15 protein-coding genes and 1 pseudogene are annotated in these 22,856 nt (G+C 71.5%); 11 read left to right on the top strand and 5 right to left on the bottom strand.

All coding sequences use genetic code 11. The features are described 5' to 3' along the window. Positions 1–41 precede the first annotated feature (41 nt). Together ACF062_RS30505 and ACF062_RS30510 are read left to right on the top strand one after the other, a co-directional pair. Positions 42–728, top strand: coding sequence for a maleylpyruvate isomerase family mycothiol-dependent enzyme (locus ACF062_RS30505; protein ID WP_392142850.1), 687 nt, complete (start codon positions 42–44; stop codon positions 726–728). A 17-nt stretch (positions 729–745) separates the two neighbouring features. Further along, positions 746–1,438, top strand: coding sequence for a CatB-related O-acetyltransferase (locus tag ACF062_RS30510; protein WP_392142851.1), 693 nt, complete (start codon positions 746–748; stop codon positions 1,436–1,438). Positions 1,439–1,474: 36 nt separating this feature from the next. On the opposite strand, the gene ACF062_RS30515 is transcribed toward ACF062_RS30510, so the two are convergent. Further along, positions 1,475–2,482: a hypothetical protein gene (locus tag ACF062_RS30515; RefSeq protein WP_392142852.1), complete on the bottom strand. Its 1,008-nt coding sequence runs from the start codon at positions 2,480–2,482 to the stop codon at positions 1,475–1,477. A gap of 193 nt (positions 2,483–2,675) precedes the next feature. Between ACF062_RS30515 and ACF062_RS30520 the strand changes: the two genes are divergently transcribed. From ACF062_RS30520 to ACF062_RS30535, 4 genes are all read left to right on the top strand, one after another. Then, entirely contained in the window at positions 2,676–2,894 is a 219-nt protein-coding gene (locus ACF062_RS30520) for a heavy-metal-associated domain-containing protein (protein ID WP_392142853.1), read from the top strand. 47 nt (positions 2,895–2,941) lie between these two features. Then, complete coding sequence (locus ACF062_RS30525; protein ID WP_392142854.1) at positions 2,942–5,242, top strand: heavy metal translocating P-type ATPase; 2,301 nt, start codon at positions 2,942–2,944, stop codon at positions 5,240–5,242. A 121-nt stretch (positions 5,243–5,363) separates the two neighbouring features. Further along, positions 5,364–6,053: a copper homeostasis protein CutC gene (locus ACF062_RS30530; protein ID WP_392142855.1), complete on the top strand. Its 690-nt coding sequence runs from the start codon at positions 5,364–5,366 to the stop codon at positions 6,051–6,053. 299 nt (positions 6,054–6,352) lie between these two features. Next, positions 6,353–6,874, top strand: coding sequence for a DUF2165 domain-containing protein (locus ACF062_RS30535; RefSeq protein WP_392142856.1), 522 nt, complete (start codon positions 6,353–6,355; stop codon positions 6,872–6,874). A gap of 171 nt (positions 6,875–7,045) precedes the next feature. On the opposite strand, the gene ACF062_RS30540 is transcribed toward ACF062_RS30535, so the two are convergent. Beyond that, a complete protein-coding gene (locus tag ACF062_RS30540) occupies positions 7,046–9,091 on the bottom strand; it encodes a HelD family protein (protein ID WP_392142857.1) in 2,046 nt (681 codons plus the stop codon). Positions 9,092–9,417: 326 nt separating this feature from the next. Beyond that, positions 9,418–11,901, bottom strand: coding sequence for a helicase-associated domain-containing protein (locus ACF062_RS30545; RefSeq protein WP_392142858.1), 2,484 nt, complete (start codon positions 11,899–11,901; stop codon positions 9,418–9,420). A gap of 472 nt (positions 11,902–12,373) precedes the next feature. On the opposite strand from ACF062_RS30545, the gene ACF062_RS30550 reads away from it, so the two are divergent. From ACF062_RS30550 to ACF062_RS30565, 4 genes are all read left to right on the top strand, one after another. Next, positions 12,374–13,318 carry a hypothetical protein gene (locus ACF062_RS30550; protein ID WP_392142859.1) on the top strand — a complete coding sequence of 315 codons (945 nt, stop codon included), beginning with the start codon at positions 12,374–12,376 and terminating at the stop codon, positions 13,316–13,318. A gap of 75 nt (positions 13,319–13,393) precedes the next feature. Then, on the top strand, positions 13,394–15,028 hold the full coding sequence (locus ACF062_RS30555; RefSeq protein WP_392142860.1) for a hypothetical protein: 1,635 nt from the start codon (positions 13,394–13,396) through the stop codon (positions 15,026–15,028). Further along, the gene (locus ACF062_RS30560; protein ID WP_392142861.1) at positions 15,025–17,409 is read left to right on the top strand and encodes a tetratricopeptide repeat protein; all 2,385 of its coding nucleotides are present in this window, start codon (positions 15,025–15,027) and stop codon (positions 17,407–17,409) included. Before ACF062_RS30555 ends, ACF062_RS30560 begins: the two co-directional genes overlap by 4 nt. Before the next feature lie 52 nt (positions 17,410–17,461). Then, positions 17,462–19,105 (top strand): DNA repair helicase XPB, encoded by a 1,644-nt coding sequence (locus tag ACF062_RS30565; protein ID WP_392142862.1) that lies wholly within the window; start codon positions 17,462–17,464, stop codon positions 19,103–19,105. A gap of 29 nt (positions 19,106–19,134) precedes the next feature. On the opposite strand, the pseudogene ACF062_RS30570 reads toward ACF062_RS30565, so the two are convergent. Then, positions 19,135–20,238: pseudogene (locus ACF062_RS30570) on the bottom strand (glycosyltransferase 87 family protein); the annotation flags it as partial. A gap of 603 nt (positions 20,239–20,841) precedes the next feature. Here ACF062_RS30570 and ACF062_RS30575 point away from each other — a divergent pair. Beyond that, positions 20,842–21,843, top strand: a complete 1,002-nt coding sequence (locus ACF062_RS30575; protein WP_392142863.1) for a hypothetical protein — start codon at positions 20,842–20,844, stop codon at positions 21,841–21,843. Positions 21,844–21,860: 17 nt separating this feature from the next. On the opposite strand, the gene ACF062_RS30580 is transcribed toward ACF062_RS30575, so the two are convergent. Beyond that, positions 21,861–22,856, bottom strand: coding sequence for an ABC transporter substrate-binding protein (locus ACF062_RS30580; protein ID WP_392142864.1), 996 nt, complete (start codon positions 22,854–22,856; stop codon positions 21,861–21,863).

Genomic DNA, 22,856 nt, shown 5'->3' on the forward strand with positions numbered 1-22,856 from the left:
CGCCCGTTGCCATGCGCGGCCGCGGACGATTGGCTTCGGTCATGACGACGACCACACCTGACGAGCACTACGAGCCCGAGCGCGCCGGACGGCTGCTCCGTACCGAACGCGACGCCCTGATCCCGCTGTTGAGGTCCGCGCCCGACGAGGCGTTCGCACTGCGCACCTGCTGTCCCGGCTGGACCGTGCGGCATGTCGTCGCGCACTGCGGCTCCGCGCTGATGCGGGTCGTGGAGAACCGCTTCGAGGAAGGCGTGTTCAGCGCGGAGAGCAACGAACGGGACATCGCCGAGCGCGCCGACTGGTCCTCCTCCCGCCTCGTGGACGAGCTGGAGCGCGGCATGACCGAGGCCGGGCCCGTGATGGCCGCGGCCAAGGGCATCCTGGACGGCATCGCACTCGGCGAGTGGGTGCACGCGGGCGACATCCGCGAGGCGTGGGGCGAGCCGGGGGCGTACGGCGGGGACGGCCTCCCGGACGCGCTGGCGCTGCTCGAGCTGCACAGCAGGAGTTCGTACAGCGCGGCGGCACCGGGACTCGCGGTCCACGCGGACGTGGACGGGCGGGACGAGCCGCTGGTCCTCGGCGCCACGGACGGGCGTCGTCCCCCGGCCCGCTACATCGGGGACGCGCCGACCCTCATCCGGCTCTGCGCGGGGCGGCCCCTGACGGGGACGCGCTACGAGCTCGCGGGCGCCGCGGAAAAGGAGTTGTCGCTCTTCGACTGACGTGGATCATGTGAGGCATGAACCCCGGACCCGACCCCGCCGCACCCCTCGTCCCCGCCGACCCGAACGTGCTGCACCCCATGCCGGGCCAGGAGCGCGTGGTGCTGCTCAAGCCGCTCGTGAAGTCACCGCTGATCGAGGTCGGCGACTTCACGTACTACGACGACCCCGACGACCCGACCGCCTTCGAGACCCGCAACGTCCTCTACCACTACGGCCCCGAGCGGCTGGTCATCGGCAAGTACTGCGCGCTCGGCGAGGGCGTGCGGTTCATCATGAACGGCGCCAACCACCGGATGGATGGGCCCTCGACGTTTCCGTTCCCGATCATGGGCGGGTCCTGGAGCGACCACTTCGACCTGATCAGCGGGCTGCCGGGACGCGGTGACACGGTCGTCGGCAACGACGTGTGGTTCGGCTACCGCTCCACCGTCATGCCGGGCGTCAGGATCGGGCACGGCGCGGTCATCGCGTCGGGGGCGGTGGTCGTCGACGACGTGCCGGACTACGGCATCGTCGGCGGCAACCCGGCCAGGCTGATCCGCCGCCGCTTCAGCGACGAGGACGTCGAGCGGCTCCTCGAACTGGCCTGGTGGGACTGGCCGGCCGAGCATCTGACCCAGCACGTCCGCGCCGTCATGTCCGGCAGCGTGGACGAGCTGGCCGCCGTCGCGCCGAGCGGCAACACCCGTACCCCGAAGGGCGATTGACCTTCGGGGTACGGGTGTGAGGGGGTGAGGCGGCGGTCAGTGCCGGTGGCCGCCGTCCTTCTCGCCGTGCTCGCTCCCACCCTTCTCCGCCTTCTCCGTCTTCTCCCCCTTCTCCGCGCGCTCGTCGCCGCCGGCCGCGTGCACCGTGAACGCCGCCGTGCGGACCTTCCCCTCGTGCTTGAAGTCCAGGAAGAGCCGGTACGCCCCAGCGCTCGGCGCCGTCGCCGTGAAGGAGACGCCGGGGCCCGCCTTCGTCCTGCCGTCGCCGGGCTCGCCGTTCGGGTGGACGTGGAGGTAGGCGAGGTCGCCCGACCGCAGGGCCACCAGGTGGCCGTACGCGCCCAGGTAGGGCTGGAGATCGGTCACCGGCCTGCCGTTCTTCGCCACGTTCAGGGTGAGGTCGCCGCCCCTGCCCGTCTTCAGCTCGCCCTTCATCGTCACGTCGTACCCGTCCACCGTCGCGGTGGTGCCGTGCGCGGGCAGCTTCTTCGGCGCGGACTCGCCCGCCACCGCGAGGTCGGCGCCGAGCGTCAGGCCCTCCTCCGCGCCCTCGGGGCGGAAGTCGGCGAAGACGCGGTAGCCGCCCGCCTCGGGCAGCTCGACCTTCGTCGACCAGGTGCCGTCCGCCGCGCGGGTGGGGTGCAGGTGGCGGTAGACCGTCAGATCGCGTGAGGCGACGATGAGGTGCAGCTCCTTGTCGTGCTCCTTCTGGTACGCGGTGACATTGCGCCCCGTGGAGTCCTTGACGACGGCGAAGCGCAGCTCTTCCCTGCGGTCCGCACCTACCCGCGAGGTCTTGAGGTCCAGGGTGTAGCCGCGCTCGGAGATCTGGAGACCACCGGCGGCGGCCCCGCCGTGCGCCGACGCGCCGTCTTCCTCGCCGCCCGTCTTCCCGCCCACCCGCCGGTCGCCGTCGTGTGCGCCGTGCCCGGCCGTCGGCGCCCTGTCCGTGACGGGGTCGACGGCCTGGCCCACGCCGTACGCGGTACCGAAGGTCGCGGCAACGGCGGCGGCGAATGCGGTGATCTTCAGTCCGGTGTTCATGACGGCTCCCTGAATGTCGATGCCTTGATGCCTTGATGTCCCGATGCATCTGAAGATACCCCCTGGGGGTATGAAGTCAAGTGTCGATCGCCTTCGGGCTCCCCTTGCGTTCGATACCCCCCAGGGGTATAAATGACCTCGTTGACCGGTACCCACCCCGGGTATCGGCCCCCTACGTCGCAGGAGGCACCCCATGGCCGCGCTCACCACCACGTACAAGGTCGACGGCGTCCACAGCGCGCACTGCCAGGGAGTCGTCACCGACGTCGTCGGCGGCCTCGACTTCGTCACCGCCGTGCAGGTGCGCATCCCGGAGGGCCTGGTCACCGTCACGACCGACGCCGAGCCGGACGACGCGCGCATCGCCGAGACCGTCGAGGGCGCCGGCTACGACTACGTCGGCCGCGTCTGACCCCCGCCCGTCCCCCCCTCCGCCCACGTCACGAGGAGCCCGCAGACATGTCCACCACCACTCCCGGCACCCCCGAGGCGGCTTCCACCGCAGAAGTGGAACTCGCCATCGGTGGCATGACCTGCGCCTCGTGCGCCGCCCGGATCGAGAAGAAGCTCAACCGCATGGACGGCGTCGAGGCGACCGTCAACTACGCCACCGAGAAGGCCAAGGTCAGCTACCGCGGCGAGGACATCTCCGTACAGGATCTGATCTCGACCGTCGAGGCCACCGGGTACACGGCCGAGGAACCCGCGCCCCCACGCGACGAGGCCGCCTCGGCACCGGACGGTGACGGTGACGGCGAGGAGCGGCGGGCCGACGAGGCCCTGCGGCCACTGCGCGAGCGGCTGATCACGGCGGTGCTGCTCTCCGTGCCCGTGATCGCGATGGCGATGGTCCCCGCCCTCCAGTTCGAGTACTGGCAGTGGCTCTCCCTCACCCTCGCCGCGCCCGTCGTCACCTACGCCGCCTGGCCCTTCCACAAGGCGGCCTTCACCAACGCCCGGCACGGCGCGGCCACCATGGACACGCTGATCTCGGTCGGCACCACGGCGGCGTTCCTGTGGTCGCTGTGGGCGCTGTTCTTCGGCACCGCGGGCACGCCCGGCATGACCCACCCCTTCGAGCTGACCATCGCGCGCAGCGACGGCGCCGGGAACATCTACCTGGAGGCCGCGGCCGGCGTCACCGCCTTCATCCTGGCCGGGCGCTACTTCGAGGCCCGCTCCAAGCGGAAGGCCGGCGCCGCGCTCAAGGCGCTGCTCCAGCTCGGCGCCAAGGACGTCACCGTGCTGCGGGACGGCGGCCGCGAAGAGATCATCCCGGTGGGCGACCTGAGGACCGGCGACCGCTTCCTGGTGCGGCCCGGCGAGAAGATCGCCACGGACGGCAAGGTCGTCGAGGGCGCCTCGGCCGTGGACGCCTCCATGCTCACCGGCGAGTCCGTGCCCGTCGAGGTCGGCGAGGGCGACACGGTCACCGGCGCCACCCTCAACGTCGGCGGACGCCTGGTCGTCGAGGCCACCCGCGTCGGCGCCGACACCCAGCTCGCCCGCATGGCCAAGCTGGTGGAGGACGCGCAGAACGGCAAGGCCGCCGCCCAGCGCCTCGCCGACAAGATCTCCGCGGTCTTCGTGCCGGTCGTCATCGGCCTCGCGCTCGCCACCCTCGGCTTCTGGCTCGGCAACGGCGCCGGTCTCACCGCCGCCTTCACCGCGGCCGTGGCCGTCCTGATCATCGCCTGCCCCTGCGCCCTCGGGCTCGCCACCCCGACCGCGCTCATGGTCGGCACCGGGCGCGGCGCCCAGCTCGGCATCCTGATCAAGGGCCCGGAGGTCCTGGAGTCCACCCGCAAGGTCGACACCATCGTCCTGGACAAGACCGGCACGGTCACCACCGGCAAGATGAAGCTGCTCGCCACGCACACGGCCTCCGGCACCCAGGTCTCCGAGGTCCTGCGGCTCGCGGGCGCCCTGGAGCACTCCTCCGAGCACCCCATCGCCCGGGCCGTCGCGGCCGGAGCCGCCGAGCAGGCGGGTCCGCTGCCCACCCCCGAGGACTTCGCGAACGTGGCGGGGCTCGGTGTGCAGGGCGTCGTGGAGGGCCACGCGGTCCTGGTGGGGCGTGCGGCGCTGCTGGCGGAGTGGGCCATCCACCTGCCCGTCGAGCTGGAGCGGGCCAAGGCCGAGGCCGAGGCGGCCGGGCGTACGGCCATCGCGGTGGCCTGGGACGGCGAGGCGCGAGCGGTCCTCGAGGTCGCCGACGCGGTGAAGGACACCAGCGCGGAGGCGATCAGCCGGCTGCGGGCGCTCGGCCTGACCCCGATCCTCCTGACCGGTGACAACAAGGCGGTCGCGGCGTCGGTGGCCGCGGAGGTCGGCATCTCGCCGGAGCACGTGATCGCCGAGGTCATGCCGCAGGACAAGGTCGACGTGGTCAAGCGGCTCCAGGCCGAGGGCCGCTCGGTGGCCATGGTCGGCGACGGCGTGAACGACGCCGCGGCGCTCGCCCAGGCAGACCTGGGTCTCGCGATGGGCACGGGTACGGACGCGGCGATCGAGGCGGGAGACCTGACGCTCGTACGCGGTGACCTGCGGGCCGCGGCGGACGCGATCCGGCTCTCGCGGCGCACCCTCGGCACGATCAAGTCGAACCTGTTCTGGGCCTTCGCCTACAACGTCGGCGCGCTGCCGCTGGCCGCGTCGGGGCTGCTCAACCCGATGATCGCGGGCGCGGCCATGGCCTTCTCCTCGGTCTTCGTGGTCGGCAACAGCCTGCGGCTGAGGGGGTTCAAGCCGCTGTCCTGACGTGTTCCGCTGACTTTTGTTCACCCCGGCGCGAGTGACTCCGCTCGCGCCGGGGTGTTCTGCGCGTAGGGTGGACATCAATTGGACTAGACCTGTGCGGGCCGAGAAGGAAGAGACATCCATGAGCAAGCGTGCAGTCCTGGAGGTGATCGCCCTCGACGCCGAGGACGCCGTCGCCGCCCAGGCGGGAGGCGCGGACCGCCTCGAACTCGTGACCGACATGGCCGCGGACGGGCTCACGCCGTCGCGTGAGACCTTCGCCGCGATCCGGTCCAGCGTCGACATCTCGCTGCGCGTCATGCTGCGGCTCGCCGACGGGTTCGCCGCCGGGGACGTCGACGCGCTCGTACGCCGTGCCCGTGAGCTGCGGGCGGAGGGCGCCGACGAGTTCGTCCTCGGCTTCCTCGACGAGGCGGGCGGGCCCGACCTCGCCGCGGTCGAGACGCTGGTGGCCGCGCTCGACGGCTGCCGCTGGACGTTCCACCGGGCGATCGACCGGGCCGCCGACCGTGACGCCCTGCGCAAGCAGCTGGCGGAGCTGCCGGGCCTCGACACGTACCTCACGGCGGGAGCCGCGGGTGGCGTCGACGAGGGGATGCCGACGCTGGTCGCCGAGGCGGCGCGGCGGGGTGAACCGGGATATGAGCCGCGGCTCCTGGTGGGGGGCGGGCTGCGGCTTGAGCATCTGCCGGGGCTGAAGGCGGCGGGACTCGACGCGTTCCACATCGGGGGCGCGGCGAGGCCGGGTGGCTGGGGGGCGGGGGTCTCTGCGGGGGCGGTGGCGGAGTGGCGGGCGGCGGTTGACGCGTAGCGGTTACTTGTCCGCCGGGTGCGGGTGGGTGGGGGCTGGTCGCGCAGTTCCCCGCGCCCCCCTGCCGGGGGCTTCGGCGGCGGGGGGGCGTCTCGGGCCCCGTCAGGGGCGCGGGGAACTGCGCGATCGGCCATGTCGCGGTCGCAGGCGAGATGCGGCCGTTCTTTTGGTGCGGGTCGGTGGGGGTTGCTCGCGCAGTTCCCCGCGCCCCTTGGGGGGCTTCGGTGGGGGCGGGCCGTGGCCCTTGCGGGGCTTCGGTGGGGGCTGCGGTACAACTGGGGGGAGAGGGAGGGGAGTTCATGAACGTATCCAGCAGTCGCGCCTTGCCCGTCGCCGCCGCCGCGCTCACCGGAACCGTCGCGCTCTACATGGCACTCGTCGCGTTCGGGAACATCACGGACTTCGGCACCAACCAGCAGTTCGTGCGCCACGTCCTCGCGATGGACACCACCTTCAAGGACGACGACCTGATGTGGCGCGCGGTGGAGTCCGCCGCGCTCCAGGACGCCGCGTACGTCGCCATCATCGTCTGGGAAACCGTCGCCGCGCTCGTCCTCGCCGCCGCGACCGTGCTGTGGGCCAAGGCCCTGCGCCACCGCGCCGGTTACCGGGCCGCGCGGCGCCTCGGTACCGCCGGCCTGCTGATGGTCCTGCTGCTCTTCGGCGCCGGATTCATCGGCGTCGGCGGCGAGTGGTTCGCCATGTGGCAGTCCGAGGCCTGGAACGGCCTGGACGCCGCCACCCGTGTCGTGACGCTGGCGGGGCTCGTGCTGATCGTCACCCACCTGCCCGGCACCCAGGCCGAAGAAAGGCCCCGCTAGGGCCTGTCTGACCATTCCCGTCGTCGCCCGGAGGGCGGCCTCGCGGCGTCAGGTGCGTGCTCTCGGCGTGCCGGGCGTAGGGCCTCGTACTGGATGTACTTGGCTCTGCGCCCGGTGCGGCGAGAGTGCGTGCATGGCGTCGCGAGGCAGGCGGGAATTGTCAGACAGGCCCTAGGCCAGCTGATCCGGCAGCGGCGCCGCGTGCACCACGATCAGACCGGACACGGCACGGGTCAGCGCCACGTACAGGCGGCGCAGCCCCGTCCGCTCGTCGGGCTCGCCGTCGACCACGGCGGCGGGCTCGTCCAGCACCACATAGTCGTACTCAAGACCCTTGGCGAGGGACGCGGGCACCAGGGTCAGCCGGGTGTCGGGCGTGGTCTCCTCGCCGGGGGAGAGGTACGTGACCCCGGCCGCCGTCAGCGCCTCGCCCAGCGCCGGCACCCGCGCGTCCGCCGCGATGAGCCCGATGGACCCCTCCCGCCGCAGCGACTCGGCGCAGGCCTCCAGGCAGGCCGCGTCCAGATCCGCCACCTCCCGCACCGCGAGCGAGCCGGGCGACTCCCGCACCGAGGCGACCTCCGTGAGCCCCGGCGCGATGGCGGGCAGCAGCCGCGACGCGTACGCGATGACCTCGCGCGGCACACGGAAACCGGCCGTCAGCTCCTCCACGACCGCGTCGCCCTTGCCGAGGTGGCCGAGCGCCTCGGCCCAACTCCGCGTCGCCCACGGCGTGGTGCCCTGCGCCAGGTCGCCGAGGACCGTCGCCGAACCGGTCGTGCACCGCCGCCCCACCGCGCGGTACTGCATGGGGGAGAGGTCCTGCGCCTCGTCGAGCACGACATGCCCGAGCGAATGCGTGCGCGAGACGAGATCCTGGGCCTCGTCGATCAGCACCGCGTCGGCGGCCGACCACTTGGCGGACTTCACGCTCCTCGGCGGCTTCGTCCACAGCAGTGCCTTCTGCTCGTCCGCGTCCAGGATCCCCTCGGCGTGCTCCGCGAGGAACTCCGCGTCGGACAGCAGCCGCAGCACCAGCTTCGCCGGATCGACCGGCGGCCACAGGGCCTTCACGGCCGCCTTCACCGCGGGGTTGCGCGCCACGGCGTCCTGCACGCGGTCGTCCGGGGCCTCGCCCGACTGCTCCATGCGGACGAGCACCGCGTGGGCGATGCGCTGCGGCAGGGCGTCACGGGCGGCCCCGTACCGAATGTCGCGCGCGAGCAACTCCCGGACGATCTCCTCGACTTCGTACGCGGGTACGCGCCACCGGCGGGACCCGCGTACGACCATGACGGGCTCGGTCGGCAGGGTGACGTGTGAGCGCACGGCCTTGCGCAGCACCTCGGCCATGCGGGCGTCGCCCTTGACGAGGGCGGCGGCGGTGTCGTCCGTGCCGCGCACCTCCACGTGGGCGACGAGGTCGTCGACCGTGGCCTGCTTGACCTCCAACTCACCGAGCGCGGGCAGCACTTGCTCGATGTAGTGCAGGAAGGAGGCGTTCGGACCGATGACGAGGGTGCCGGTGCGGGCGAGGCGTTCCCGGTGGGCGTACAGCAGATAGGCGACGCGGTGCAGGCCGACGGCGGTCTTGCCCGTCCCCGGCCCGCCCTGCACGCACACGCTGCCGCCGAGCCCGCTGCGGACGATCTCGTCCTGCTCGGGCTGGATCGTCGCGACGATGTCCCGCATGGGGCCGACGCGGGGCCGCTCGATCTCCCGCTGGAGCAGCTCGCTGGCCCGCTCGTCCTCGGTGGCGTCGCTGAGGTGCTCGTCCTCGTACGCCGTGAGGTCGCCGGCCGTGTACCCGAAGCGGCGGCGCAGCGCGATGTCCATCGGGTCCTTCTTGGAGGCCCGGTAGAACGGCTGCGAGACCGGCGCGCGCCAGTCGATGACCATCGGGTCCCCGTCGGCGTCGTGCACGTGCCGCCGCCCGATGTAGAACCGCTCGCCCTCGGCGCCCTCCGCCTGCTGGGCGCCGGGGGCGTGCAGGTAGTCGAGCCGGCCGAAGAAGAGGGGGGTGTGGGCGAGGTCGGCGAGGGACTTGATGCGGTCGTCGAGCTGCCGTTCGAGGACCGCGGCGTTCACCCAGTTCGCGGTGACGTCACGGATGTCGAGGGCCTCGGCGTCCTCGCGCATGGCGCGCAGGGCGGCGCGGGACGCGGTGAGGTGCGCGCGCTCGTGGGCGAGGGGGTCGGTGTGGTCGTGCGCCTGCACGGGTGCCTCCGGCGGTTCAGCGGGGTGGGTCTGGTGCTGCTGCTGCCGGCCGGTTTCCGTCCGGGCGGCGGCGCTCCGCGGGGGAGGCCGGGGAAGGGGGCATCTTAGGCGGGGGGTGGAGGGCGGTGCACGTGGTTTTCGGGGTGCGGGTGTGTGGGGGCTGGTCGCGCAGTTCCCCGCGCCCCTTTCAGGGGCGTTGGTGGGCGCCCCGTCAGGGGCGCGGGCGGCCCCGCGCCCCTGACGGACGGGGCGTTGTGCGTCCCGTCAGGGGCGCGGGGGACTGCGCGCTCAGCCCCCGTCCAGCCGCACCTGAATGGCCCCGATGGTCACTCGTCGTCCGCCAGCTCCGCCACGCCCGTGATCCGGTGGAGGGCGAACGTGCGGACCTCGTCCGCCGTGTGGTCGTACGCCGTGACGAAACCGCCCTCCACCCGCACCGGCGCGATCACCCGCTGGCTCGCGGCGCCCTCGGCGTTGACGTAACCGATCCACACCGCTTCCCCCGTCATCACGGCGGCCTGCATCGTGGCGAGGGTCTCCGCGGACGTCGTGCGGGGCAGCGAACCGCTCGGCGTCTCGTGGACCTCCTTGCGCGGCGCGGTCGAGGCCAGGTCACCCGCGCGGATCGCCCGCACCGCCGCCGCGATGAGGGTGTCGTCGGGCACCGGCGGCCCCTCCGGCACCGGCTCGGGCGCCGAGCGGGGCGGCGTGCGGTGGGCGTGCGCCCGGGTGATCAGGACGTCGCCCTCCGCGGACTCCGCGGCGGGCGCGAAGCCCATCGACCGCAGGCCTTCGAGGAGCGCCCCGGGGTCCGCCTGGGCGGCCAGCACGGTCGGCGCGAGGCGGCGCAGCCGCAGGCCCTGGGAGCGCTTGTCGGCCAGGATCTCGTTGAGCAGCGCCTCGTCGTCGCAGCGTACGTAGGCGGAGGCGGCGCCGATGCGCAGATGGCCGTGGCGGCGCGCCACGTCGTCGATCAGATACGCGAGGGGCTGCGGAACCGGCGTACGGGAGTGGGCGGCGAGGAACGCGTGCAGGTCCGAGGCGGACTGCCCCGCGTCCAGCGCGCGGCGCACCGAGCCGGGCGTGAAGCGGTAGACCGTGGCGCCGCCCTTCGATTCCACGTCGGCGAGGACGGCGAGGGCCTCGGCGAGCGGCCGCTCCAGCGGGCCAGGGGCCACGGCGGTGAGGTCGGCCTGGAGGAGGACGTGGTCGAGCGGTTGGGGCAGGAGCGGGGCGAGGTGGCGGGATGCCGCCGCGGCCCGGGCGGGCACGTCGCCGCCGGGGGCCTCGGTGTCGTCAACGCCCAGCAGCGCCCTGCCGTGCGTCGACAGCGCCCCGCGCCCCGTCACGCCCAGCAGCTCCGCCTCGTTCAGCGTCCATCCCGCGATACGGGAACGCAGGTCCTGCGCGGCCGGGGACGGCCGCTCCCAGCGCAGCCGGGCCAGCAGCGAGTCCGCGTCGGGCTCCGCGCCCTCGGGGAGCCCGGCGAGCAGCGCGAGGACCCGGCGGCGTACCTCCGGGGCCGCCGAGCGGTCCAGGTGCGGGCCGAGCGCCGACAGCGTGCGGTCCTTGCCGTCCCGGCCGCCGATCAGACCCGCCGTGCGGGTCGCCGACAGCCAGGCCGTGGCGAGGGCCGCCCAGCGCTCGGGGGCGGGCAGCTCCTGCCACTCGTCGTAGGCGGGCGTCGCCGCGTACCGCTCGTCGGCCTCGCCGTCGGAGGCGATCAGGCCCGCCGCGTAGGCCAGTTCGACCCAGAACGCGGCCAGCGGCTCCGGCAGGTCGAGCGCCACCGCCGTCCGCTTCAGGTCGCGCACGCTCAGGCCGCCCGCGCGCAGCACGGCGGGGCCGCCCTCGTCCCACTCCTTCAGCAGCTCCTCGACGGTGGCGAGCGCCGTGTACGCCTGGCCCGCCGCCGTCGCGTCCACAACCTGTGGACGGTGGTCGCGCGCCGCCACGACCGGCGGCGGCGTCGGCTCGGGCGCGCGGTGCGCGCGGCCCGCGCGCAGGTGCAGGGCGGCCTCGCGGGGCAGGACGACCGTGCCCGGCGCGGTCGGCAGCAGCAGCCCCCGGTCCAGGAGCCACCGCAGGTGACGGGCCGGATCGGCGGTGACCTGCCCGTACGGCGGCCCCCACACCAGGCGGGACAGCACCTCCACCGACTCGGCGGGGGCCTGGTCGAGCAGCGCCGACATGCGGGCGCGGTCCGTGAAGAGCGCGGTGAGGGACTCCACCGCCGACACCGGATCGTGGGTGGTGGGCAGGCCCGCCGCCGCCACGATCTCCTGGATGCGGGTGGGCGACATGCCGGCCGTGGCCTCCGCCACGGTCGGGCCGAGACCCGTGGGGGAGGGGTGCTGCGGGCCCGGGGCGAGCAGCTCGCGGGCGGTGCGCACCAGGCGCAGACGGTCGTCGGGGCCCCAGACCAGCGCCTGCTCGTGGAGGGTGCCGAGCGCGCCGGGCAGGGCCTTCGCCACGGCCGGGTCCCCGTCGTCACCGGCGAGGAGAGCGAGCACCTCGTCGTACGTCGTGGGCTCCGGGGCCACCGCCAGGGTCTGCGCCACCTGCTGCGCGAACCGGTCGAGCCGCTCCAGGGCGCGCACCACCGAGGCCCGTGTGCCGGCCCGCGTCGCGAGCTGCGTCAGATCGGTGGGAACCGGGTTGAGCAGGTCCGGGCGGGCGTGCAGCAGCCCCGCCAGAGCGTCGTCCGCGCGGGAGCGGAGCGCTTCGGCGAGGGAGCGTGGTGTGTCCGCCGGGCGCGCCGATGCGCTCGCGGTGGCGCTGTCCGTGGGCTGCGACTCGTCGGTGCTCATCCGGTTCACGTTAGCGGGTCGACCACCCCCACATCCGCCCTCACGCCCCTACCGAGCCACCCGGCCTGTCCGCCCGCCGCCCGTCCTGCGGCCCGAACGCCGCGAGGGCGTCGGCGTCGGTGGCCCGGACCAGCAGATAGTGGTCGGCCTACTCGACGGCCCCGTTAGCCGCACTCCCTGCTCACGTGGGCGACGGTGGCCTCGATGTCGTACTCCGTGGTCCGCAGCTCGATGCCGGGGCCCAAGCGCCCAGCGGGTCTCCGCCCTCCCGTAGGCATGCCGACGCTGTCGGGGTTGTCCACCATGCGGCCGTGCGCGAGGCGGACGAACCCACCATGGTGCCCAGCCCCTGCCCCGTCCTTTCGCTCCGCGCATAGCCGCGCTCCCAAGCGAACACCCCTCCCACTCCCGAAAGGGTGAACGCCCCCGAATGCCAGGACATCGTGCCCCACCTCCCGCGAAGGTTCCTCTCATGGTCACATCAGCCCACGAGGCGTCGCACCGGATCTTCCAGGACCGGCCCGAGATCCTCGTCCCGGTCTTCAACGCGCTCAACCTGCCTTTCCCGGAGAAGGCGGCCGTGGACGTCCTCACCCCTGATGCGACGGAACTCCTGCCGTTGGAGCGCCGCGTGGACAGCGTGCTGCGCGTCCAGCCCTCCGATGGCGACGACTTCCTCCTCGCCATCGAGGCACAGGGACGCCACGACACGGACAAGGAGACGAGCTGGCCGTACTACGTGTCCTACCTCCGGGCGAAGTTCCGTCTGCCGGTCCTCCTGCTCGTGGTGTGCAAGAGCCGCGCCACCGCGAAGTGGGCTGTGGGGCCATTCAGTTGTGGAGCACGCGGCTGGACCGCCCAGAGCACTTATCCCTTGGTTGTCGGCCCGGACAACGTACCGATGATCACCGAACCGAGAGCCGTGGAAGAGAACCTGGCTATGGCCACCTTCGCGGCCTTGACGCATAGCAGCAGCCCGGGCATCACCGCCATACTGGAAGTGCTGGCCCATGCCGTGCAGGCGTCCGACAAGAAGTCCGCCACCTACTACAACGACCTTCTGGACGTCGGCCTGGGGAACTCCCGTGCCGGAGAGAAATGGAGAGAATTGATGACCTTCGTCACCTACTTCCCCGGACGCGGTACGGTCCGCGAGACCGCCTACCTCGAGGGCAAGGAAGAGGGCAGGGAAGAAGGGAAGCAAGAAGGCGTGGCCAGAGGCGAGGCCAAGGCCATCCTTCGTGTCCTGGAGGTGCGTGGAGTCGACATTCCCGAGGGTGCCCGGGAGCACGTCAGCACCTGCACCGACCTCGACACGCTCAACCGCTGGCTGGACCGGTCGGTCCATGCCGAGAGTATCGACGACTTGTTCGCTGGAGACGGGGCCGAATCTCCCTCGGATGCGGCTGGCTCCTGACCTCGGAGGCTCGCCTACCGGGATTTCGACATAGCGTCGACCGCGATGCGCCATCCTTGCACCAGGGAGGGCGGAGTGGGCAAAGCATCCAGGAAGAAGCGCGAGCAACGGGCACGACGGGTGGCCTCGGATGGCTCGAAGGGTGTGCCGGGCGGTGACGACCCGCAGGCGCTCGGTGACGCGGCGATCGCCCGCCTGCTGTGTGTGAACGACCCCGACAACTTCAGTCTGGCCGCCGCATATGCGTGTGGTTACGGAGTTCTGGGCCTCACTCAGCAGGAGGGCACGGCCCCGTACTGGTACCAGCAGATCGACCCGTTGGACGCGCTGTTCCTGGGGGCGATGCACTCAAGGGAGACATTCGCGGACGAATTGTTGTTCGCCAACGCGCGCGACGCCTGGTTGCGCCTCTTACGGGGGACCGTGCACGGCAAGGCGATCGAGCGTTTCGTCCGTGAGGCCGTCGCGCTGAGTGCGGAGCTCGGGCTGCCGCTGGACAACGGGAAGCTGATGCTGGCGCTCGTCGGTCGGCTGGAAGCCGCGGGACTCGACCGGCGCCGTCTGCCCAAGCGCCTCCTGCCCGAGGTTGCCCTCCGGGGAAGCCGCGTGATCTCCGGTCCTTCCCCGGACATGCGGCTTCCCGACCCACCGGCGGAGGCCGAAGAGCGGATCAAGCGGTTCTGGAAGTCCAAGGACGATGCCTGGTGGGGCGAGGACACTCCACAGGCCATTCTCCGCGCCGGGCTACGGCGGTTCCACGACGCTGGGCTACCGGTGAGAAAGGAATCCGGCGCGCTGTTGCCGGCGCTGTACGCGGCACTTCTGGCGAACCCCGGCGAGCCTTTGGACGACATCGGCAAACACGCCTGGGCCTGGGCGCTCTCCCTGGACGAGAAATCGCCGTTGGTGCCGGTGCTCGACATCCTGCTTGTCGCCCCCGAGCTCGGGATGTCCGTGTCAGACACTCTTGGATGCCTCTTCACCGTCCCCGCGTTCACCCGGCCGATCCCGTCTGAGACGCTGCTCTGGACCAGTTCCCCCGGACTCGCCCTGCCGCGCATGGCTTTCGAGCTGGGTGTGGCCGTAGTGGACACACGAGCAGGATCGATCACTCCGGACATGCTGGACCGAGCCGGCACGCAGGCCCGGATGCACATCAGTTGCGCCGCCCGGGGCGCGGAGGACGACATCGAGCAGATGGATGGCTCGGAAGATCCAGAATGGGTACGAGGGGAGCCGGACGAACGATGGGCCGAGCGGCGTGAGGCCGTGCGTGAGGCAGTGCAGCGCAAGGTGCGGGGCAAGTGCGACAGGTCGGGGGGCGCGCCACACCGGGGCGACGGACCGGCCGAGACCATCTGGAACGCGGACGGCAGTTCCGTGACACGGTTGTCGGCCGGCACCCGGAAGCTTCTGGAACTTCAGGTGGACTCGTTTCGGCAGAAATTCGGCCGAGAGCCGGGCCCGGGTGATCCGCTGATCTTCGACCTCGACGCTTCTGAACCCACTCCCATCACCAGGGAGGACATCGACCGCATGATGCTGGACATGGCAGGCATGGCGGAGGAGTTGGGGATCGACCCTGTCTTCTTCCACGCAGGCCGTGAGGTCGGTTACATGGTCACCGAAGAGAACCAGGACATGTTCACCAAGGCCGAGGTTCTCGCCTACAGCCGGGCTGTCGCCCGCCTCCGACAGGACGGGGAATGACCCGCATCATCCACAGCGTCGACAACCACATCGACGGAGGCGTCCTCTTCGGCTTCGTCGTCCAGGGCCAGTACGTCACTATGACGCTCCCGGACCGTCCCGATCCCATGCTCGCCGGACTCCCGACGGCATCCGCCACGTTCACGGGCCGCCGCAGCCAAGTGGACCAGGTCCTGGCGGCTCTGGACCCGGCGGCGCTGATCGATATGACCGCAACCGTGGCAGTGACGGGACTCGCCGGGACGGGCAAGACCGAACTACTGCTCCAGGCAGCCCATCGGGCGCTGCGGGAAGAGGGCTGGTTCCCCGGCGGGGTGCTCTACGCCGATCTGCACGGCTACGACACAGAGAGCAAGCTGTCGCCGAAACGTGCACTCGGCACTCTGCTGCGCGCGCTCGGCATCCCTCCACAACACATACCCTCCCGGATCGAAGAACGTGCCAACGCCTACCGTTCCGCGCTCGGCGCGCTGGCCGACGCCGGACGACGGGTCCTGGTGGTTCTGGACGATGTCCCTGCCACGGACAAGATCCGCCACCTTCTGCCGAGCGACGGGCGCACGGCCACGCTCGTGTCCGCGCGGCACTCCCTCGCAGAGTTGGACGCGCTCGCCCTGACCTTGCGGGCACTGCCCGCAGACGAGGGGCGGGACCTGCTCGGCAAAGCCCTGCGTACAGCCCTGCCCGAGGACTCGCGCGTGGGCGACGAGCCCGATGACGCCGAGCGGCTTGTCGCGCTGTGCGGCGGCCTGCCGCTGGCTCTGCGCATCCTGGCCTCCCTGCTCGTGGACGTGCCGGCCCGGTCCCTTTCCCACCTCCGTCGCGAGATCGAGGACACGCACTCCCGACTCTCCCTGCTGAGCAGGGAGGAGCGCGCCGTGGCCGCTGCTTTCGAGCTGTCCTATAGAAGACTCACCCCTGAACAGGCCAGGTTCTTCCGGCTGCTGTGCCTACATCCTGGACCGGACTTCTCCACCGAGGCCGCGGCGCGGTTGTACGGCGAGGGCCGCAAGGTATCGGAGCGGCTCCTGGAGGACCTCGTACGCAGGAACCTGGTCGAGCCACGAGAGCCGTACGGCCGTTGGCAGCTGCACAGCCTCGTGCACCTGTATGCCTGGGAGCAGCTCAGGTCGCACGGCGACTCGTGGGACGAAGGTCTCGGGCGCTTGCTCGCGCACTTCTATGAGATGGCCACCCTGGCATGCGAGAGGCTCTTCGATCCCGCAACTCCACAACCCAGGGCTGGGTCCCGCTTCGGCAATCGCGCTGAGGCGCTGCGATGGCTGGAAGCCGAGAGACGGGGCCTGGTCGCGATGGTCGCCTGGGCCCACGAAGTCGGCGACGACCTGGTGTGCACGGCCCTCGCGGCCCCGGCCGCCCACTTCCTGACAGAGATGCGATATCTGGAGGACGCCGAAAAGGTACTGAGCACGGGTATCCAGTCAAGCCGACGTAGTCAGGACAGTTGGCACAGGGCCGCTCTGCTCAGCTCCCTCGGCGCGGTGCTGATGAACCAGCGCCGGCTGGGAAAATCCGTTCGCACCCACCACAAGGCCATCAAGACCTTCCGGAGGTTGCGGCAGCACCGAGCCTTGGGCGGAGCGCTGGACAACCTGGGGCTAACACTCTACGAACAGCGCAGATTCGAAGAGGCGGTGGCCGCCCACACCGAAGCGGCACAGCTGTCCGAGAGCGCCGGTGACCGGATCGGAGTGGCGCGGGCTCTGAGCAACATCGGAGAGACGCTGACCGAGCTGGGCAGCCGGAAGAAGGCCGCCCGTACTCTCCGGAAGGCAGCGAAGATCTTTCGGAAACAGGGCGACCTGCGCGGTTACGCCCAGGCCCTGGCTGGTCTCGCCCGCGCGACGCGCGACGCGGGAAAAGCCGAACAGGCCCTTGAACTGCACAAGCGCGTGATGGACATGTCCGACGGTCTGCTCCTGCCCCATGACAGGGCGGTCGAGCTGTGCAATTACGCCGGCACGCTGGCCGCCGCTGGAGAGCTGGACGCCGCCCTCACCGCACAGCAGGAAGCGCTGGACACTTTCCGGCGCCTGGGGGAGCGGCATGGTGAGGCGACGGCCCTAGGGGGCATGGCCCTCGTACGCCAGTGGCAGAGCAAGTGGGGCAAGGCGGTGCGATTGCACACATTGGCTCTGGAGGCGCTTCTGGAGAGCAAGGACGATCATCGTCTGGCACACGAGCTGAGGAGCCTGGCGGAAGCGCTTCTACAGCAGGGCTGCAACAGTGAGGCTCTGGAGAACCTGGAGCTCGCTGCGGACCTGTATCACCAGACCGGGGACACTGAGCGGACCGCCGAGATGGTCTCCCTCGTCGAACAAGTGCGGAGGCGGCACGGTGCTGTCGCACGGACCGCTTGATCACTGGCGCATGAGGCACACTGGACGTTTGGCCTAAGGAAAGGGCACGCGCGTGAACGGTCCCCTCATCGTCCAGTCGGACAAGACTCTCCTGCTCGAGGTCGACCACGAGCAGGCCGACGCCTGCCGCCGTGCCATCGCTCCCTTCGCGGAGCTGGAGCGGGCGCCCGAGCACATCCACACCTACCGCGTCACCCCGCTCGGGCTGTGGAACGCCCGCGCCGCCGGGCACGACGCCGAGCAGGTCGTGGACGCGCTCGTGGAGTTCTCCCGCTACCCCGTGCCACACGCGCTGCTCGTCGACGTCGCCGAGACGATGGCGAGGTACGGCCGCCTCACGCTCTCCAAGCACCCCACGCACGGGCTCGTCCTGACGACCACCGACCGGCCGGTCCTCGAAGAGATCCTGCGGTCCAAGAAGGTCCAGCCGCTGGTCGGCGAGCGGATCGACCCCGACACCGTCGCCGTGCACCCCTCCGAGCGCGGGCAGGTCAAGCAGACGCTGCTGAAGCTGGGCTGGCCCGCCGAGGACCTCGCCGGGTACGTCGACGGCGAGGCACACAAGATCGACCTGGCCGAGGACGGCTGGGCGCTGCGGCCCTATCAGCAGCAGGCCGTCGAAGGGTTCTGGCACGGCGGCAGCGGAGTCGTCGTGCTGCCCTGCGGGGCCGGGAAGACCCTCGTCGGCGCCGGGGCCATGGCGCAGGCCAAGGCGACGACCCTGATCCTCGTCACCAACACCGTCTCCGCGCGGCAGTGGAAGCACGAGCTGGTCAAGCGGACGTCGCTCACCGAGGACGAGATCGGCGAGTACAGCGGGACCCGGAAGGAGATCCGGCCCGTCACCATCGCCACGTATCAGGTGCTTACGACGAAGCGGAAGGGCATCTATCCGCATCTGGAGCTCTTCGATTCCAGGGACTGGGGCCTCGTCATCTACGACGAGGTGCATCTGCTGCCCGCGCCCGTCTTCAAGTTCACCGCCGACCTCCAGGCGCGGCGGCGGCTCGGCCTCACCGCGACGCTGGTGCGGGAGGACGGGCGGGAGTCCGACGTGTTCTCCCTCATCGGGCCCAAGCGGTTCGACGCCCCGTGGAAGGAGATCGAGGCGCAGGGCTACATCGCGCCCGCCGACTGCGTGGAGGTCCGGGTCAACCTCACCGACACCGAGCGGCTCGCGTACGCCACCGCCGAGGCCGAGGAGAAGTACCGCTTCTGCGCCACGACCGCGACGAAGCGGAAGGTGACGGAGGCGCTGGTCAAGAAGCACGCCGGTGAGCAGACCCTCGTCATCGGGCAGTACATCGACCAGCTGGACGAGCTGGGCGAACATCTCGACGCGCCCGTCATCAAGGGCGAGACCACCAACGCGCAGCGCGAGAAGCTCTTCGACGCCTTCCGGCAGGGCGAGATCTCGGTCCTCGTCGTGTCCAAGGTCGCCAACTTCTCCATCGACCTGCCCGAGGCCACCGTCGCCATCCAGGTGTCCGGCACGTTCGGGTCGCGGCAGGAGGAGGCGCAGCGGCTCGGGCGCGTGCTGCGGCCCAAGGCCGACGGGCACGAGGCGCGGTTCTACTCCGTCGTGGCGCGCGACACCATCGACCAGGACTTCGCCGCGCACCGGCAGCGGTTCCTCGCGGAGCAGGGGTACGCGTATCGGATCGTCGACGCTGATGAGCTGCTGGCCGGGAGCTGAGGGGGCTGCGGGGGTTTCCTGAGCAGGGGCAGCAGCGCCAGGGCCAGGAGGGGGTACGGCGACGCCAGCGGCTGCTGCCACCAGGGCAGGGCGAGGTCCAGGTCGCCCTGGTGCGGGAGCAGCCAGAAGGTGCGGGCCGTGAAGAGTACGGCCACGGCCGCGGCCAGGCGGGGTCTGCCCTCGGCGATCAGGAGGGCCAGGAGCGGTACGCACCACACCCAGTGGTGGGACCAGCTGATGGGGGAGATCAGCAGGGTCGTGAGTGCGGTCAGGAGTACGGCGTGCGGGGCGTGAAGGGCGTGGGCGGGCGTACGGCGGGTGAGGAGCAGGCCCGCGGCCGTCGCCGTCGCCGCCGCGGGGAGTGACCAGGCCAGGCCCGGGTCCGTCTCGTGCAGGGCGCGGGCGATCAGGCCCTGGAGCGACTGGTTGTCCACGATCCACGCCTTGCCCACGCGGGCCGTCTCGAAGACGCGGCGCGTCCAGAAGTCGGTGCTGGCGGTGGGCAGGACGAGCGCGCCCAGCAGCACGGTCGAGGCGAAGCCCGCCAGGGCCGTGGCTGCCTCGCGGACGCGGCCGGTGAGGAAGAGGTACGCGATGAAGACCGCCGGCGTCAGCTTGATCCCGGCGGCCACGCCCACCGCGAAGCCCTTGCCGGGCGCGTCCCTCGGCCTCGTCAGGTCCCAGAGGATCAGGCATGCCAGGGCGAGGTTGATCTGCCCGAAGACGATGGTCTGGAAGACGGGCTCCAGCCAGAGGGCGGCGGCGGTGGCGGCGCAGAGGTGATGGGCGCGTGGGCGCAGGCCGGTGAGGCGGCAGGAGAGGTGGACGAGGAGGGCCAGGAGGGCGGTGTTGCCGAGGAGGAAGGTGAGCTTGAGGGCGGGGAGGGGGAGCCAGGTCGTCGGTACGAAGAGGATCGCGGCGAACGGGGGGTAGGTGGCGGGGAGTTCCCACTCCGTGACGGTGAACCCGTAGAGATCGCTGCCGGCGGCCACGGCTTCGCCTTCGGCGCGGTAGACGAGGGTGTCGGCCATGGGGATGTGCTGGGTGGCGCAGAGGGTGGCGAGCGCGGCGAGGGAGAGAGCTAGGGAGAGGGCGAGGGCGAGGGGGGAGAGCGCGGCGGGGCGTGGCTTCACGGGTGGGGACCCTAGTGGGTGGCGTACGCGGAATGTCCGTTTTCGGGGGTGTCGGGGTGCCGGTGCTGGGCGCCTGGGGTGCGTCTGTGGGGGCGGGGCCGTGGGGGTATGTCCGTGCTCGCCATCTTGGCGCGGGGCCTTTGCTGCTTCGCTCGCCCTGATGACCACCACTGTGCTCCGCGCGCACATACCCCCACGTCCCCTCCGGTGCGCTCGCGGCTGCGGGCCGTCGTCGTTCCCCCACTTCCTCGGGGTGTGTGGGTGACTGCGGGCCGTCGTCGTTCCCCCATTTCCCCGGGGTGTGTGGGTGATTGTGGGGCGTTGTCGGCTCGCGTCTCCCTCGGCCGCGCGCGAGTCGCTGCGGGGCGTCATCGGCCCTTGTTTCCCTGCTTCCCTCGGGGTCGCATTCGACTGTGGACGGCGCCCCATCCCTCCTTGCCCCTACCCCGACATCTCGACGCCGAGTAACGGGCGGGTGGGTGGGAGATATCCGGCGCGGAGCGGCGGGGTGGGGGATGCCGCCGGGTGACGGGGCGTGTTGCGGGGCACCCCCGCGGAACCGGTAACGTCGGAGGGCAACGCAGCCGCCCCGGAGGGGACTTCGTGGGGATCGAGAGCGACCAGCTGGTCTACGACTATCTGAGCCGGGTCGGAGACCTGGCCCAGCAGCGGCAGTTGCCCTCGGCCGCCCGCATGCGCCTGGTCGCAGACCTCCGCGCCCGGATCGACCGCAGCCGCGCCGCCGCGGCCGACAGCCCCGCCGCCATCCGCCGCATCCTCGCCGGCCTCGGCACCCCGGAGGAGATCGTGGACGGGGCGGACGGCGCCGCCCCCGGTGACGCGGACGTACAGGAGCCCCCCAAGCCCCGCCCGGCCGTCCCCACGCAGCGCACCCCGCGGCAGCCCGGCGGCAAGGACGGGTGGCGGCTCGTGCCCCGGCCTCGGCGCGCCCCCAAGGACGTGCCGCAGGACCTCGTGGAAAGGCCCTCGCCACCCCACCTCGCCGGCTCCGACGAACTGGGACCCAGCGGCTCCGAGCCCGACTGGTGGCGCCTGGACAGCAGTCCGTTCGGCGGCGGCGACACCGTCCCCGGCTTCGTCGGCGGCGTGGAGATCCCCGAGATACTGAAGCCCCCGCCCTCCCCCGACGACGACACCCCCGGCGACGAAGCCGCACCGGCGCGGGAGGAGTTCACCGAGGAGTCCGTCGAGGAAGCGCACCGGCGGCGTTGGCTGCCCCGGCTGCCCGCCCGCGGCGACGGCGCCGGATTCACCAACCCCCTGCTCCTGCTCGCCGCGGCCCTGCTCCTCGCGGGCGCCGTCCTCGGCAGCCTGCCCGCCCTCGGCGGCGGCTGGCTCATCGCCTACCTGTCGCGCCGGCTCACCCGCGCCGAGGTCAAGTGGGCCGTGTTCGGGATGCCGGGGCTCGCGGTGGCCGGCGGACTCACCTGGCTGTGGGGGCGTACGGCGGACAAGTGGGGCGAGTCGATCCCGGACGGGCACATGAGCGATGCCATCGGCGAGGCGTGGCCCTGGGTGCTGCGTGGCGCGGCCGTCGCCTCCGCGCTCTTCCTGGTGTGGAGGTCGCAGCGGCGACGGCCGTGACGGACAGGGAACGGGTCCTACCTCTTCTTCGTCAGGTCCGCCTGCAGCTCGTCCAGGATCCTGTCCGCCGCCGTGTAGCCGATGCCCTGGATCCACAGCTCGTCCTCGACGGTGTGGACGTTGCCCGACTTCACCGCCTTCATGTTCTTCCACAGGCCGCTGCCCACGGTCTGCGTCTGCTTGGCCTTCTTCGGGTCGCCGTACGTCGACCGGAAGATGACGTCCGTGTCCGCGAGGTCGATCTTCTCGGGGGAGAGGTCGTAGGAGAAGCCGTCCTTCGCCTTCGCGGAGATCGGCGCGCGGCCGAGGCCGACGTCCTTGAGGATCGTGGCGATGTAGCTCTGCTCGCCGTAGAGGCGGATGTCGGCGCCCTCCATGAAGCGGATGACGTTGACCTTCGTCGCCTTGGCCTTCGCGGGGCCGCCGATGGCCTCGGTGACCTTCCCGGCGTGCGCCCGGTAGTCGGAGACGACCTTCTCCGCCTCGGCCTTCTTGCCCAGCGCGTCGGCGTGTACCTGGAAGTTCTCCTTCCAGGGGTAGCCGGTCGTCTCCGTCATGACGGTCGGCGCGATCTTCTTGAGCTGGTCGTACTTGGCGGCGTGCCGGATCTTCGAGGTGAGGATCAGGTCCGGGTCGAGCGCGGCGATGGCCTCCATGTTGGGGTTCAGCATCTCGCCGACGTCCTTGATGCCGCTGACCTTGTCCTTCGGCAGGTAGTTCAGGAAGCCCGACTCCGCCTCGACGTGCGTGGAGCCGACCGGCTTGACGCCGAGCGAGATCGCGGAGTCCAGCTCGGCGGTGTCGAGGACGACGACCCGCTTCGGGCTGACGGGCACCCGCACGTCACCCATGGCCGTCTTGACGGTGTGCGTCTTGCCCGAGCTTTCGCCGGAGCCGGAGTCCGAGGATCCGCAGGCGCTGAGCGCGAGCGCCCCGGTCAGGGCCAGGGAGCCGGTGAGGAGCGCGCGGCGGCGCAGTGGGGAGGGCGCGGAGGGGGAGTGGGAGCGGTTCAT

The sequence above is a fragment of the Streptomyces sp. NPDC015345 genome (genome assembly GCF_043078805.1).
GTDB lineage: Bacteria > Actinomycetota > Actinomycetes > Streptomycetales > Streptomycetaceae > Streptomyces.

What these genes read in the sequence shown, in the direction of transcription:
- ACF062_RS30505 (WP_392142850.1), top strand. Translation starts at nt 42, where the DNA reads ATGACGACGACCACACCTGACGAGCACTACGAGCCCGAGCGCGCCGGA.
- ACF062_RS30510 (WP_392142851.1), top strand. Translation starts at nt 746, where the DNA reads ATGAACCCCGGACCCGACCCCGCCGCACCCCTCGTCCCCGCCGACCCG.
- ACF062_RS30515 (WP_392142852.1), bottom strand. Translation starts at nt 2,482, where the DNA reads ATGAACACCGGACTGAAGATCACCGCATTCGCCGCCGCCGTTGCCGCG.
- ACF062_RS30520 (WP_392142853.1), top strand. Translation starts at nt 2,676, where the DNA reads ATGGCCGCGCTCACCACCACGTACAAGGTCGACGGCGTCCACAGCGCG.
- ACF062_RS30525 (WP_392142854.1), top strand. Translation starts at nt 2,942, where the DNA reads ATGTCCACCACCACTCCCGGCACCCCCGAGGCGGCTTCCACCGCAGAA.
- ACF062_RS30530 (WP_392142855.1), top strand. Translation starts at nt 5,364, where the DNA reads ATGAGCAAGCGTGCAGTCCTGGAGGTGATCGCCCTCGACGCCGAGGAC.
- ACF062_RS30535 (WP_392142856.1), top strand. Translation starts at nt 6,353, where the DNA reads ATGAACGTATCCAGCAGTCGCGCCTTGCCCGTCGCCGCCGCCGCGCTC.
- ACF062_RS30545 (WP_392142858.1), bottom strand. Translation starts at nt 11,901, where the DNA reads ATGAGCACCGACGAGTCGCAGCCCACGGACAGCGCCACCGCGAGCGCA.
- ACF062_RS30550 (WP_392142859.1), top strand. Translation starts at nt 12,374, where the DNA reads ATGGTCACATCAGCCCACGAGGCGTCGCACCGGATCTTCCAGGACCGG.
- ACF062_RS30560 (WP_392142861.1), top strand. Translation starts at nt 15,025, where the DNA reads ATGACCCGCATCATCCACAGCGTCGACAACCACATCGACGGAGGCGTC.
- ACF062_RS30580 (WP_392142864.1), bottom strand. Translation starts at nt 22,856, where the DNA reads ATGAACCGCTCCCACTCCCCCTCCGCGCCCTCCCCACTGCGCCGCCGC.